This window comes from Cycloclasticus sp. PY97N (assembly GCF_002443175.1).
Classification (GTDB): domain Bacteria; phylum Pseudomonadota; class Gammaproteobacteria; order Methylococcales; family Cycloclasticaceae; genus Cycloclasticus; species Cycloclasticus pugetii.
The window spans coordinates 768024-781635 of the sequence record NZ_CP023664.1; the positions used below are offsets into that span (position 1 = coordinate 768024).

A 13612-nucleotide genomic window follows, 5' to 3' on the forward strand; every position below is an offset into this window, starting at 1 on the left:
TTTAACGTTGGCAGTGGGTGCAGTAAAAGGTCGATCGTTGAGCAATAATGATTTGTTTAATGGGTGTTTTGCACCTTGGACAAGGTTTGTCTTTTTGCCCGTAAACATTAAGTGTTTGTTGAAAATAACCAGGGTTGCCGTCACTGTTAACAAAATCTTTTAACGTTGTGCCGCCTTGTTGTATAGCTTGCGCTAGGATTTTTTTAATGGCAAAAACGAGGTTAATCAAGCGCTTTTTAGAAACTTTATTAGCGGCACGTTTAGGGTGAATGCCTGCCTGAAATAATGCTTCGCTAGCATAAATATTACCAACGCCGACAACGACTTGCCCATCCATAATAAAACTTTTAATGGGTGTTTTTTTTAATTGAGCCTTTGGGTAAAAATCGTCAATATTAAATGCGTCGGATAAAGGCTCTGGCCCAAGGTGTTGTATTAATTTGTGATTTTCAATGACATCTGTTGACCATAACAGCGAACCGAAACGGCGCGGATCTTTATAGCGCAAGCAGGTGTTATTACTAAAAATAATGTCAATATGTTCGTGTTTTTCTGGTGTCGTTGAAGCCTGAACGATGCGTAAACTACCCGACATGCCCAGGTGGATAATTAACGTGCCCTTATCGGTTTCAAGCAATAGGTATTTTGCACGACGTTTAACATGGTTAATGCAAAGACCCGGTAATAAGGTGGAAACTTCTGGGCTAACGGGCCAACGTAATTTTGCTTGTCGGACAATGACCTGTGAAACTTGTTTGCCTTCAATATGAGGGGCAATTCCGCGACGAGTCGTTTCGACTTCTGGTAACTCAGGCATCGGGTGTCTCCAATCTCGGTAGAGTTGTCATTTTCTTATATTTTGTATCACTAAACTGATATGCAAGTTTTTTATCATTGGAGACTAGCAAGACGCTGTCTTTTTGCTTTATTAAATGAAAGATCAAGTTTGGCTGCTCGTAGAGAGAAATAATAATCTGCTCGGTAGGTGTGGCGTCGAATTTTGTAGTAACAGTAATAGCGCGGGCAAATCGCCATTCATCGAGAAGCATTTGAACCGCGTCTGATGAGAGCTCGTCAGTGGGTGATTGGATACTTTTCCAAGTATTATCTTCTTGTCGTTGAAGCGTTATCTCGGGTGTTTTTAAGCCAATAATCTGACCGTTATTGGGTATCAGCCGAGTGTCAATATAAGCATCAACAGGCGCGGTTAGATGATGTAAAAAAGTGTCATCTAATAAAAATAATTGTGTGTCGTTGCTGACGTAGCGACGTGATTGAACGCTTTCTGTTTTGCCAATATTGAGTGTTTTTTTGTTAAAAGAGACCTTAACTGTTGGTGTATCTAGGCCAAATTGACTGAGTGGCTGTTTTTCTAATGGGTAGCTAGTGGTTGGTTTGATCTGAGATATTTTAAGTAACCTTTCTACCTTGCCTGCTAAGGCTAGTGTGTTGACAGGCTGGGTTAAGTACCACTGGTTTTGTAGGCGCTTTAATTCGATGGTATTAGCCGCTGTTCGCTCGATCTTAATGTGCTGAATAGTGTTGATGTCTAACCCAGCTAGGTTGGTTTTTTTAGGGGCTTCATGCCCGGGCTTTAGCCACGCAATCATGCCTAGACAGACCACTAAGGTAATTAGTAGCAAGTTGATAAGTAGACGATTTTTCATAGCTTAACGTTTTTTGCGTTTAAGCCAAATGAGCAGGCCACTGACGATAAAGAGGGCCGGTAGCAGAAACAAAAACCCAAGACCAAAAATAAGCGACCACTGTTGGCTTATTTCTAGTGTGGTATCGGGCGCTGTTTTTGCAGGAATATCAATAAAGGAGTCGTCGTGGTTGAGCCATTGAATTAGGCTAAGACCAAGGTCTAAATTAGCGCCATTACCAAGAAAAGTATTGGATAAGAAATCCGCATCGCCCAAAACAATAATGCGCTGCTCTTTGGTATTGTCATCTTTTTTATTCAGCGCATAACCAATTGTAATGGGCCCCTGCTTTTCATCCGTATCGGGGTCAAATTGTATTTGCCCTTCAATATCACCTGTTTCTGTCCATGAACGTTCCAGCGTAGATAATAAGGGGGCGGCTTGATAAGGGCTGTTAGCTAATAGACTGAGCCCAGCGGCGCCTGGAAACAAGCTCATAGCCTTTAAATGTTTGGTTGCTAAATGGTTAGGGTATGCGGTGACCAAGGCAAAGGTTGGGTCATCAATACCAAAGACTTGGGTAGTGGCGTCGACCACAGTGCCGGGCAAGAGTTGAATCGTTAACAGTTCAGTTAAAGGCTTAAGAGGCTCGGATTGATTAGGTTCGCCCAACAATAATAATGCCCGACCTTTAGCAAGATATTGTTTTATCACGTCGATTTCTCCGGCTAGGTAATTTACCTGTGGGTCAGCGATGACGAGCAAGGATGTATTGTTTGGTATGGATGGCGTATCCATTAGATTAATGGTTTGGCTATTAATGCCTTTGTTTTTTAATTCGTTTGCGAATAGGCCAAAGTCATAATTTGAATGACCTGCTGGGTTGCGCTCGCCGTGCCCGGTGAGAAAAACAACCCAACGCTGATCACTATTAGCAAGCCTTTGTAGGGCATTGGTAAAGGCTTGCTCGTTTAACTGTTGTAGTGATTCGCGTTTACCGTTATAGCGAATCACTAACTCACCATCGGCGGTGATACCTTCTTCACGTGCTTGGTCAGGGCGTATATCGGGGTTAATAAGGGTTAATGTAATATCTGTTTTATGGTGGCTGTATTTATCGATAAGCTCAGAGATTTGTTGGCGCAAAATATCATTTTCAGTGGCGTACGCGTCTACCTCTATGGGGTGTGTTAATTGTTTCAGTAATTGGATGCTCGGGGTAGATAACGAATTTCTACTATTGGCTGTCCAATCAAATTGGGCGGTATATTGTGTGCTTAGCCAAGCGAGTAGGCCAAGTACGCCAAGAAATAAAAGTGTGAAAACGACATTTTGCAGCCGAATAAATTGGTGTGCTTTGCGGGATATTTTCATTTTTGTAAACGGTCGTTATCTAATCGACGAATGCTGAGAATTAAAAACCCGGCTATAAACAAAATAAAGTAAAAAATATCAGTCGAGTGTATTAAGCCGCGTAGTAAGTTTTCGAAATGTCGCATGATAGAAATATATTCAAGCACACTGCTGCTGTTACCAGCCCAATCAATAATCCATAAGAGTAGTAAAGCGCCAAAACTTCCGATTGCTGCAACCGTTGGTTGAGAGGCAATAGCAGACATGTAAAGCCCTAGCGCATTGAACGAAGCCATCAGTAAGACCATGGCAAGCAGGCAGGCGAAAAGCTTGCCTATATCGAGTTCGCCTACAGTCAATAACGAGAGCGGCATTAGGGTGATGGATAAAAGAATAATCAGTAAGAAAGCAAAAATGGCAAGGAATTTACCAAGCACAATTTCAGTTAGACTGACGGGAGCAGAAAACAGCAAGCTAATGGTTTTGTTGCGGCGTTCATCACTGATGGTTCGCATGGTTAGCAGTGGAATAATAAGTAACAAGATGACAGCAGCATTACCAAACAGCGGTGCGACAATCAGATCGGTTACGCCAGGCGCACCCGGTATACCAATAAGTTTGGGTTGTATCGCTAAATAATAATCAATTTGTGTTAAAAACATGTAGGCCAAAATAAGCTGGCTAACACCGAGAATGGTCCACGCAAGTGGTGACAGAAATAAACTGCGCAGTTCTCGGCTGGCAATCGTGAAACTATTCATGGTTATTTGAATGTTGAGTGAGTGAAAGGAAAATTTGTTCCATATCGTGTTGCTGAGGTGTTAACTCTAGCAAGCCCCAGTTATTTGTTACCGACAGCTCGACTATTGTTTCTGAGATACTAGTGCCTTGGGTATGCTGAATCAGGTACTGCCCGGTGTCGAGGGCTTCAAGGGCTGTTATGTTGGGCACGTTTTGCAGTACTTCCTCGTTCGGTTGTTGACGAAAGCGCACTATTAAGCTCGAAGACGTCATTCTGCGAGATAAGCCTTCAACAGGCTCATTTAATACCAGTTTTCCGTGATGAATGATTTGTACTCTACTGCATGAATGCTGAACCTCGGGCAGTATATGAGTGGATAAAATGACACTGTGTTCATTGCCAAGTTCACGAATGAGTTCACGAATTTCTAAAATTTGAATAGGGTCTAGGCCAACCGTGGGTTCGTCTAAAATAATCACCGATGGGTTATGTAAAATAGCTTGAGCAATACCAACGCGTTGTTGATAACCCTTTGATAAATTGCCAATTAAACGATGCCCCATGTCGCTTAAACCACATTTTAGCTTTCCACGTTCTACAGAGAGTTTAATGGCGTGTTTACGTAAACCGTGCAGTTTGGCGCAGTAGCGCAGGTATTCATCTACCGTCAGGTCTGGATAAACAGGGGGTATTTCAGGCAAAAACCCTAATTCAGCTTTGGCAAGTTTGGGTTGGTCGATAATGTCATAACCATTAATTTTAATTTCACCGACGGTGGGTGTTAAGTTGCCACAAATCATTTTCATGGTGGTTGATTTACCAGCCCCATTTGGCCCCAAAAAGCCAAGAACCTCGCCTTTATTAAGCGAAAAGCTTACATCGTCAACAGCACAATGGTGACCAAATTGACGCGATAAATGGTTAACTTCTATTAGGCTGCTCATCAAATTTAGTATCTGTGATCTTAGTTTAGGGGGTTAAACGAAGGAGTCTAATATGTGCCTGACTTCCTTTCAAGCAACGATGGTCAGATAAATAGGGGTGAATCTATTATAGAGGCATGTAAAAATACAGGTTTAAAAGGTTGAGCTTTTTTCATGTTATTAGGTATAGATACTGGCGGCACTTTCACCGATTTTGTTTACATAGACGATCAAGGCGTGCGTATTCATAAGGTGCTTTCAACCCCAGAGGCTCCTGAAAAAGCTATTTTGCAAGGCATTAATGCCTTGGGCGTTGATAATGAAAATTTGTTGATTGTGCATGGATCAACAGTGGCGACCAATGCTGTATTAGAAAAAAAAGGTGTCCGTTGCTGCTTTGTGACAAACCATGGCTTAGCGGATATGTTAACGATAGGTCGCCAAGCAAGGAAAGAGCTTTACAACTTAAACCCAAAACCGGAAGAGCCGCCGGTGCCCTCAAACTTGTGTTTGGAAACGGGCGGGCGTGTCTCAGCGCAGGGTGAAGTGATTGAACCGCTAAGCGATGAGCAGATCGCAACATTGATTTCAAAAATAAATTATCTAGAACCAGAACCAGAAGCAGTTGCGATTAATTTATTATTCTCTTTTTTAGATGATGCAGCAGAAAGACGATTAGAGGCGGCCATGCCTGAAGGTTTATTTGTATCGCGTTCATCGATGGTTTTGGCTGAATATAAAGAATATGAACGCGGTATGGCGACTTGGTTGAATGCTTATGTTGGGCCGTTAGTCATTGGTTATCTAGATAGACTAAGAGCAGCAGTTAAAGCATCATCCGTTTCTGTGATGCAAAGTTCTGGTGGAACGATAGCCGCAGAACAGGCAGGTAAACAAGCGGTTCGAATGCTTTTGTCTGGCCCTGCTGGTGGATTAATGGCCGCATTACACATAGGTGAAAAAGCAGGGTTTGATCGTCTGTTAACGTTGGATATGGGGGGGACGTCTACGGATGTGGCCTTATTAGATGGTGCGATAGCGTTAACAAACGAGGGGCAAATTGAGGGTTATCCCGTTGCGGTTCCAATGGTGGATATGCATACCATTGGTGCAGGCGGTGGCTCTATTGCATCTGTTGATGCAGGTGGGTTGCTGTGTGTTGGACCTGCATCTGCGGGTGCCTCACCTGGGCCAGCTTGTTATGGCAAAGGTGGGCAGGCAGTAACAGTAACTGATGCCAATGTATATTTGGCTAGAATTAATACGCGTTATTTTCTTGGTGGTGATATGCCCTTAGATATAAAGGCGACAAATCAAGCAATGGAGAGCTTAGCGGCAGACTTGGGATGTGAACCTAAAGAGGCAGCGCAAGGGGTTATTAAGTTAGCGAATGAACATATGGCACGAGCGTTACGTGTTATTTCAATTCAGCGTGGTATTGATCCAAGGCCATATGCCTTAATGACGTTTGGTGGGGCAGGCAGTTTGCATGTGTGTGCTTTAGCGGAGGCTTTGGGAATGCAAACAGCCATAGTCCCTGTTAACTCGGGTGTGCTGTCTGCCTTTGGGATGTTAGCAGCGCCACGCTCGCGTGAGTTGTCCCGAAGCTTACTAGGGCGGTTGGATGATGTAGCTGTTGAGCAAATAGAGCATGGTTTTTTAACTTTAGTGAGGCAAGGCCAAGCAGAGTTAATGGCGGAAGGCGTGTCCTTAGACGATATAAAAATAAACTACCTGGTTGATCTAAGGTATGTCGGTCAGTCGTATACGTTGCCAATACAATGGAGTGATTCGGCGACAGTGATTAAAGACTTTCATACGATGCATAAGAGCCGTTATGGGCATGATCTAGAGCTGGCCGTTGAATTAGTTAATCTGAGGGTGTCATTATCGGGTGAAATGCCGAAGCCTAGGTTAGTTGAACAGTGTTCACGTGATAAAGACGGTAAGGTGCCTGTTGAAATGGATGATGGAATGCACATTTACCAACGAAAAGAGTTAATGTCGAATGACGTAATTAATGGGGAAGCGCTCATTGTTGAACAGGTGGCAACCACGTACCTAGCCGCTGGTTGGCAATGTCAGGTTGATCATATAGGTAACTTGGTTCTATCGAAACTATAGCTGACATTGCTTTTTAAAAGCTCAGTCTAAAACAAGAACAGCTGAATGATGATGGCCTGCCAAAGTTTTAAAAAAAATACAATAATGAGGAGAATCAACTAGCTTTGCTTCGACTTGAGAATTAGATTAAAGTTAAGAGTAGATTTTTACTAAATCTCAAGCATAAAAAGCATTGATTTAGTCGCTGTAAGTGGTTAGCATTATGCCGATCTGTAAAAATAACAAGTGTTAGTTTTCTTTTGAGTCGCCAACATCTGCGTTTTGTGTCATGCATGTTGAATGCTAGCCCTAAGTGGTATGAAAAGCGCGGTTCTCATAAATAAGAAGGAGGGGCATGCTGGTAACCAATAATGAGGAAACGGTTAAGCGATTCTGTGAGGCTTGGGATGAAATGGATCAGGATACAATCTTATCGTTAATGAGTGATGATGCTGTTTACCATAACTTACCGCTAGGGCCATTAAAGGGCCGCGAGCAAATAGCAGGCTCTGTAGAAGGTTTTTTAAAGATGACAGCAAGCACTGAATTTAAAATATTAACCTTGGTGGCAGATGGTAAGCGTGTTGTAACCGAACGAGTCGATACCTTTGCTTTTAAAGATGGCACGATGATGGAAGAACTGCCAGTATTAGGTATATTTGAGTTTGATAATAATGGCAAAATAAGTTCGTGGCGTGAGTATTGGGATATGCAAGATTGGCTTAAACGTGGTGGACCAGTGTTATAGCAGACGTTAAATGAATACTGTTATTTTATAGTGGTGAATAAACTAATGGGCCTTTTAAGGGCCATCGTTTTTAGAGTTGTAGAAGTTTTTTATAAATTAATATAGAGGAAGAGAAATATGAGTTTTGAAATGGTTGAGAAAATGATCCCTTCTGGGGAGCTTGCAAGTAACTGCATTATTGCGGGAAACCCTAAAAATCCACCGCTATTGTTATTACATGGTGCAGGCCCAGGAGCCAGTGCGATGTCAAATTGGGCGCAATGTGCTCCTATTTTAGCAAAAGATTTTTATGTGATTGCACCGGATGCGATTGGTTTCGGCCAATCAGAATTACCGAAAGAAGTGCCGACAAAAATTGCTAGATGGATGGGCTATCGAGTGGAACAAATTAAAGGCTTGCTTGATGAGTTAGGCATTGAAAAAACACATATTATTGGTAATTCAATGGGTGGTGCGCTTGCTATGCAGTGTGTTGTTGAAATGCCAGATCGTTTTGATAAGTGTATGTTGATGGGCGCTATCGGTGCGCCATTCGAAAAATCATCCACGCTTACACGTATGATGACTTTTTATGATGATCCAAGAAAAGCGCGTTACCGTGAGTTAATTCAAAGCTTTGTTTATGATCCAAGTATCTTTGAAGATTTAGAAGCAGTGATGCAAGATCGTTTTGATAAAGCAATGGACCCTAAAATGCGTCCTATCCAAGAAGTTATGTTTAAAGCGATGAATGAAGAGATGAATACAGTGCTCGTTATTCCACCACCTATTCTTGCTTCTATGGACCATGAATGGGCGATTATTCACGGTCGCCAAGATAAAGTGGTACCACTAGAAACTAGCATGTACTTCTTACAGCATTTGAAACGTGCTGAGCTACATGTATTGGATCGTTGTGGTCACTGGGCTCAAACACAACGTTGGGACGGTATGTATCCAATTATTATGTCTCACTTCTTGGGTAAAGAAATCAGGTGTTAGACCAAAAAATATTAGAAGCCTCTGCGCTAGCGCTTGATAAAGCGCTAGCCAGTGGTGAGACTATCCCGCAGTTCTCTCAGCTGTATCCTGAAATGACCATTGAAGATGGTTATGCCATCCAAGCTGAATGGACAAAAATTAGGTTGGCTCAAGGGCGAAAAATTGTAGGGCGAAAAATTGGTTTAACATCCCGTGCTATGCAAATGGCATCGCAAATAACCGAGCCTGATTACGGTACGTTAATGGATGATATGGTATTTTCAGATAACTCTGAAATTCCATTTGATCGTTTTATTGCGCCGTTGGTTGAAGTAGAGATAGCATTTGTTTTAGGAAAACGCCTTGTTGGTGAAGATATTACGCTAACGGATGTGCTGAAAGCGACTGACTATGTTTGTCCAGCTGTAGAAATAGTTGATTCACGGGTAATACGTGTAGACCCAGAAACCGGCAAACGACGCAAAGTGTTTGATACTATTGCGGACAATGCTGCTTGTGCTGGTTTAATTACTGGTGGCCGACCAGTAAAGCCAATGGATGTTGATTTAAGATGGATAGGTGGTGTCATTTCGCGTAATGGTTTAATCGAAGAAACGGGCGTTTCTGCGGGCGTGCTTAATCACCCAGGTAATGGGATTGTATGGCTGGCAAAGCGTTTTGCTCCGCATGGTATATCGCTGGAACCGGGGCAAGTGATATTAGGTGGCTCATTTACGCGCCTTTTGTCAGTCGAACGTGGAGATACCTTTCATGCTGATTTTGGCACCTTGGGTAGCATTGGATTCCGTTTCGTCTAATTAAATATTAAGAGGTAGAGAAATATGTCATTACCGATGACAAAGAATATATTTAAGCAGTCGATACAGGCGAATAAAAAACAACTGGGCGCCTTTATGGCATTGGCCGATTCTACGGCAGCAGAGCTGATGGCGACGACCGGTTTTGACTGGTTGTTGATCGACGCCGAACACGGCCCTAATGATATCAAAAATATTATGCATCAACTGCAAGCGATGAGTGCGTATGACGTTAACGCAGTTGTTCGCTTGCAAGATCATAATGTTGGCGATATTAAAAGGGTGCTTGATATTGGTGCGCAAACATTGCTTATTCCTATGGTTGACACGGCTGAGCAAGCGAAGCAATTAGTCGACGCGGTACGTTATGCACCGAAGGGTGTGCGAGGTATGGGAGGGGCTTTGACCCGAGCAACCCGCTGGGGGAGCATCAAAGATTACCTTCAACAAGCAGACGATAATATTTGTTTAGTCTTACAGCTAGAAAGTAAAGAAGGCATTGCGGATCTTGATGCGATTACTCAAGTTGATGGCGTGGATGCGGTGTTTATAGGCCCTGCAGACTTGGCGGCTGCCATGGGCTATATAGGTCAACCTGGGCACCCTGAAGTTTGTAAAGTCGTTGAACGGTCAATTCAGCGTGTTCATGAACTTGGAAAGCCGGTGGGTGTTTATTGTGGTGATCCTGAACAAGCAGAGCGCTACCAACAAATGGGAGCTAGTTTTTTCTTGATTGGAGCAGATACCTTATTGTTAAAGGCAGCTGCTGGCTCTTTGCTAGATCGCTTTAATAAGGATTAGCCTTTTTCTTGTTTTATAAAAAGCTTATGGGTGATGTGCTCATAAGCTTTTTTAATGCGCCATGAAAAATTTAAATGAGATAGGTGATATTAAAGGAGGTCGCTCTTTCATTTAACCCAGTGCCTTGTTGTTATGGGTTAATGTGGCTATGGTTGGTTCGTATTAAATAAATTTGTATATGCTGTTTAAGTATTAAAAGTGTTAGCGAATGAGTAGTGAATCACAGTCAGTCATATTGATACGGATGTTAGGGTAAACTGTCATTAATAAAGCTGATACAGAGCCTGAATATTGGTATTATATTAGCTTGTAATAATATTCTGGTTTATTCCTACCTAGGACATCATTTTGATATCAATTATCCCCTCCTATGTCTGGCTAACATTGCTGGCATCTGTTTTTCATGCGTTTAGCTTTACGTATACTAAACAGTTCTTAGCGCATTCTTTGAATCGCCAAAAGTTAGCTTTTTACAGTCAGTATGCAGTGGGGTTTCTAGCGGTACTATTATTGCCGTTTGTTGATTTAGCACAATTGTGGGAGCAGTTTTGGCTAGTCTTATCGATGTGTGTGCTCGTGCTATTGGGACAAACAAGTTATCTCAATGCAATGCGGCATGGTGATGCGTCATTTGTAGTGCCGATGTTGGGCTGTAAAATTTTTGCAGTGGCTGGCTTGTCGGTACTGTTTTTTGAACAAACCTATCCGCCGAGTGTCTATCTTGCGGGGCTAGGTGCTTTCGTTAGTTTGTTTTTTTTAAATGACGGTAAATTACATGGCTCGCCGTTGGCATTGTTCTTTGTATTGTTAACGTGTTTCTTCTTTGCCTTGGCCGATATAATTGTCGTCCATGTATTGAAAAATGGCATGGGGGGCTTGGAATTGGCGGTGTTTGTTTTTGTTGTTCCAGCCGTATTATTAATGCCACTTTCACCAATTTTGTTTAAAAATGACTGGAAGGTTTCAAAACCGTTTGGCAAATCATTGCTTATCTATGCGTTAGCGCACTTCATGGGGCTTATTATTTTGATGTATGCGTTTAAGTTATCGCAAGAGGCAACCATGATAAATATTGTGCAAGCATCAAGAGGCTTTATTGCCGTAGGTGTGGTTTATGTATTAGCCCGGTTTGGTTTGAGTCAAATGGAAAAACTGACGCGTAAACAATTAATTAGTCGACTAGCAGGCGGTTTGCTAATGTTTGGCTCGTTAGCGGTTGCTGTGGCAGGTATATGAGGGTTTAGTGGTGATGCGCTAAGGCCGAAAGAATCTGGCTGTCGGTTCGGCTACTCTTTGGATCAAGGGTATTTTAGACCAGAGTTTGTTATGCCATGAGGTCGCTGCGAATATTGGCAACAACCTCATGGTGGTCTGGTTTCTATCTAACTAGAAAAAGATACTAATATTGTTTGATAGGATGGTGCTTTGGTCTACTAAAATGGTACGTTTGGCTATTTTAAAGCCTAATGTATTATCTGAGCGGCGCAGCACGTCGTGACGTTCGCCTGCAAAAATATCCACCTGCGTTTCTAAGCGGTTTCGATAAACAATAAATGATGAGCAAACATTGAAGGTGTCTTTCTGTTCACCTTCGGTAATAATCACGTTTGAAACGGTGTGACGTGTTCGCGAAGCTGGGTTTTCAGACCAACTAAAGTCACTGAGAAGCTTTCTTAAACGTCCGTTCATTGTGGTTTTGTCTTCATCGAAATGAGCGAATTCATGCTGGTTAGTATATTCAACTAAATCACTAGCTCGAGCGCGTCCACGTCGTTGCATAGCGTTTCTTCTAATGGGCATATAATAGTGAATGTCGTCATCTAATAAGGCAAACCAATCTTCGTATTTGATGTTGTCTAATAGTAGCGCTTCGCGGTAATAAAACTGCTCAATTTCGTTTTGTAGTGCAAGGTCAGCCGCAGGGCTTGAAATAATTTCTTTAATGTTAATAGGTGAGGCCATAGTCGATTCCAAAAGTAATTTTTAGGTTAAGATCAGCTCTTAAAGTTAAGGTTTTAAGGTGTCCCAGCTGAGCTCAGTCATCATTCTTAACCAGTGCTGATACATGCCACGAGCGGCATCTTCACTGTAAACACCACTAATGCGGCCAGGGAAGTCAGGGTGATCGGTCGTTGAGTCACCTAATCCCATTTGCATATTAAGCTTAGTTTTTCGAGCCTTATTGCCTCTGAAAAGCTTTTGAACCTCAATCCAGTTTTCACCATCGTCTTGTTCAAAAACACCACCGGCAGAAAAGGTGCGAATATTCTGTTTTCTGAACTCTTCTTTAATATGATCAGGTGCATCAGCATCAACCACAATAAATGCCCATACTTCGATTTCGTTAGGGCCACGAGGGTGCCAAGTACGGATGGTGTTAACGCCCGGTAAAAAGGAGCAAGTAGGGAAGATGGTCATGTGTTGCCCCATCATACGTTGACCAAACATAGGGCCTAGGCGTTTTGAAGCGATCTCGGCCTGCGGGCTGGTGGTAATATATTCAGTAATGGCCGGGCCCATAATGCCCTGCAAAAGACCGGGTTGATCTACATAGTACCCGGTGCCATGACCGCCCCATTTAGCGCGGAACTGGTTGCCTTGAGTTGGGATATCAATATCGTTCAAGTTAAGCTCTTCAGGTAAACCAGCGGTAAAACCAGATAAGTGAGACATAGTGGCAGCATGATACATATCGCTACAAAATTGTTCGGCAGCAAATTTCCAGTTGGTGGGGATAACCCATTTTTGAATGCCGCCGATGGCTTCTGTGCCTGCCTCGGTTCGGTTAAACATCACATCGATATAAGGTTTTGAGTCAGATAGGTATTCGTCTAACGAAGGTGCTTGTTCATCCCAGTTGGCAAAAATAAGTCCGCGATAGGTTTCAACACGGGCTTGCAAGGGGCTCCACTCTGATTTGTCTAGGGGTTCACAATGGCCTTCTTTCTCGAAAGGGATATCAATTAACTGGCCAGAAATGTCGTGAGCCCAGCCGTGGTATGTGCAAACAAATGCTTTGGCGTTGCCTGCGTCATCACGGGATAATTTCATGCCTCGATGATGGCACTGGTTTAAGAAAACACGAAGGCTAGCATCCTTTTGCCGCACTAGAATGACAGGGTCTTCACCAATATAAGTGTTTAGGAAGTCGCCGGTATTAGGAACATGACTCTCGTGTCCAAGTAGGATCCATGAACGAGCGAATACACGTTCAAGCTCAAGTTCATAGAGCGCCTCATCATTATAGATGCGTGCATCTATAATTCCGTTTTCATCGCTGACTAACTTTTTGATCTCATCGATAGACCAATTAGATGTGTTTTTTTCCTCATCATTCATGAGTTACTGTTCTCCAAAAGTGATTTTTAAGTTCTTTAGACTAAAATATTGATTAAAGTCATTGTAGTTTAAAAAATATCCGTTAGCAAAAATTTAAAAAAAATCTATCTTTAGTTAGATTTGAGCGACAGTTTGTTTGATAATGCAGGGTTTAAAGCTTTAAAGTAAGGTATTAAAAC

13 protein-coding genes are annotated in these 13612 nt (G+C 42.5%); 6 read left to right on the top strand and 7 right to left on the bottom strand.

The features are described 5' to 3' along the window. Window position 1: 1 nt before the first annotated feature. From mutM to CPC19_RS03850, 5 genes are read right to left on the bottom strand one after another with little or no spacing between them, the layout of a single operon-like run. Window positions 2-817, bottom strand: coding sequence for a bifunctional DNA-formamidopyrimidine glycosylase/DNA-(apurinic or apyrimidinic site) lyase (gene mutM, locus CPC19_RS03830; protein ID WP_016390581.1), 816 nt, complete (start codon window positions 815-817; stop codon window positions 2-4). Then, window positions 810-1667, bottom strand: coding sequence for a DUF4340 domain-containing protein (locus CPC19_RS03835; protein ID WP_035850860.1), 858 nt, complete (start codon window positions 1665-1667; stop codon window positions 810-812). Before CPC19_RS03835 ends, mutM begins: the two co-directional genes overlap by 8 nt. A 3-nt stretch (window positions 1668-1670) precedes the next feature. After that, window positions 1671-3020 (bottom strand): GldG family protein, encoded by a 1350-nt coding sequence (locus CPC19_RS03840; protein ID WP_016390583.1) that lies wholly within the window; start codon window positions 3018-3020, stop codon window positions 1671-1673. Next, window positions 3017-3760, bottom strand: coding sequence for an ABC transporter permease subunit (locus CPC19_RS03845; RefSeq protein WP_015006597.1), 744 nt, complete (start codon window positions 3758-3760; stop codon window positions 3017-3019). The genes CPC19_RS03840 and CPC19_RS03845 overlap by 4 nt, the downstream gene beginning before the upstream one ends. Next, entirely contained in the window at window positions 3753-4685 is a 933-nt protein-coding gene (locus CPC19_RS03850) for an ABC transporter ATP-binding protein (protein ID WP_015006596.1), read from the bottom strand. Before CPC19_RS03850 ends, CPC19_RS03845 begins: the two co-directional genes overlap by 8 nt. Before the next feature lie 153 nt (window positions 4686-4838). Between CPC19_RS03850 and CPC19_RS03855 the strand changes: the two genes are divergently transcribed. The 6 genes from CPC19_RS03855 (at window position 4839) to CPC19_RS03880 (ending at window position 11330) form a co-directional block, all read left to right on the top strand. Further along, the gene (locus CPC19_RS03855) at window positions 4839-6788 is read left to right on the top strand and encodes a hydantoinase/oxoprolinase family protein (RefSeq protein WP_016390584.1); all 1950 of its coding nucleotides are present in this window, start codon (window positions 4839-4841) and stop codon (window positions 6786-6788) included. 334 nt (window positions 6789-7122) lie between these two features. Then, on the top strand, window positions 7123-7515 hold the full coding sequence (locus CPC19_RS03860) for a limonene-1,2-epoxide hydrolase family protein (RefSeq protein ID WP_015006594.1): 393 nt from the start codon (window positions 7123-7125) through the stop codon (window positions 7513-7515). Between the two features lie 117 nt (window positions 7516-7632). Next, entirely contained in the window at window positions 7633-8496 is an 864-nt protein-coding gene (locus CPC19_RS03865) for an alpha/beta fold hydrolase (RefSeq protein WP_015006593.1), read from the top strand. After that, the gene (gene hpaH / locus CPC19_RS03870) at window positions 8490-9293 is read left to right on the top strand and encodes a 2-oxo-hept-4-ene-1,7-dioate hydratase (RefSeq protein WP_015006592.1); all 804 of its coding nucleotides are present in this window, start codon (window positions 8490-8492) and stop codon (window positions 9291-9293) included. Before CPC19_RS03865 ends, hpaH begins: the two co-directional genes overlap by 7 nt. 24 nt (window positions 9294-9317) lie before the next feature. Continuing rightward, window positions 9318-10094 (top strand): HpcH/HpaI aldolase/citrate lyase family protein, encoded by a 777-nt coding sequence (locus CPC19_RS03875; protein ID WP_016390585.1) that lies wholly within the window; start codon window positions 9318-9320, stop codon window positions 10092-10094. A gap of 348 nt (window positions 10095-10442) precedes the next feature. Beyond that, on the top strand, window positions 10443-11330 hold the full coding sequence (locus tag CPC19_RS03880; protein ID WP_015006590.1) for an EamA family transporter: 888 nt from the start codon (window positions 10443-10445) through the stop codon (window positions 11328-11330). A gap of 150 nt (window positions 11331-11480) precedes the next feature. Here the strand turns inward: CPC19_RS03880 and CPC19_RS03885 are convergent, their stop codons facing one another. Next, window positions 11481-12056 (bottom strand): aromatic-ring-hydroxylating dioxygenase subunit beta, encoded by a 576-nt coding sequence (locus CPC19_RS03885; RefSeq protein WP_016390586.1) that lies wholly within the window; start codon window positions 12054-12056, stop codon window positions 11481-11483. Window positions 12057-12101: 45 nt separating this feature from the next. Next, complete coding sequence (locus CPC19_RS03890) at window positions 12102-13433, bottom strand: SRPBCC family protein (protein WP_016390587.1); 1332 nt, start codon at window positions 13431-13433, stop codon at window positions 12102-12104. Window positions 13434-13612 lie beyond the last annotated feature (179 nt).

What these genes read in the sequence shown, in the direction of transcription:
- CPC19_RS03845 (WP_015006597.1), bottom strand. Translation starts at nt 3,760, where the DNA reads ATGAATAGTTTCACGATTGCCAGCCGAGAACTGCGCAGTTTATTTCTG.
- CPC19_RS03855 (WP_016390584.1), top strand. Translation starts at nt 4,839, where the DNA reads ATGTTATTAGGTATAGATACTGGCGGCACTTTCACCGATTTTGTTTAC.
- CPC19_RS03890 (WP_016390587.1), bottom strand. Translation starts at nt 13,433, where the DNA reads ATGAATGATGAGGAAAAAAACACATCTAATTGGTCTATCGATGAGATC.
- CPC19_RS03865 (WP_015006593.1), top strand. Translation starts at nt 7,633, where the DNA reads ATGAGTTTTGAAATGGTTGAGAAAATGATCCCTTCTGGGGAGCTTGCA.
- CPC19_RS03840 (WP_016390583.1), bottom strand. Translation starts at nt 3,020, where the DNA reads ATGAAAATATCCCGCAAAGCACACCAATTTATTCGGCTGCAAAATGTC.
- CPC19_RS03835 (WP_035850860.1), bottom strand. Translation starts at nt 1,667, where the DNA reads ATGAAAAATCGTCTACTTATCAACTTGCTACTAATTACCTTAGTGGTC.
- CPC19_RS03885 (WP_016390586.1), bottom strand. Translation starts at nt 12,056, where the DNA reads ATGGCCTCACCTATTAACATTAAAGAAATTATTTCAAGCCCTGCGGCT.
- CPC19_RS03850 (WP_015006596.1), bottom strand. Translation starts at nt 4,685, where the DNA reads ATGAGCAGCCTAATAGAAGTTAACCATTTATCGCGTCAATTTGGTCAC.
- CPC19_RS03860 (WP_015006594.1), top strand. Translation starts at nt 7,123, where the DNA reads ATGCTGGTAACCAATAATGAGGAAACGGTTAAGCGATTCTGTGAGGCT.
- CPC19_RS03875 (WP_016390585.1), top strand. Translation starts at nt 9,318, where the DNA reads ATGTCATTACCGATGACAAAGAATATATTTAAGCAGTCGATACAGGCG.
- mutM (WP_016390581.1), bottom strand. Translation starts at nt 817, where the DNA reads ATGCCTGAGTTACCAGAAGTCGAAACGACTCGTCGCGGAATTGCCCCT.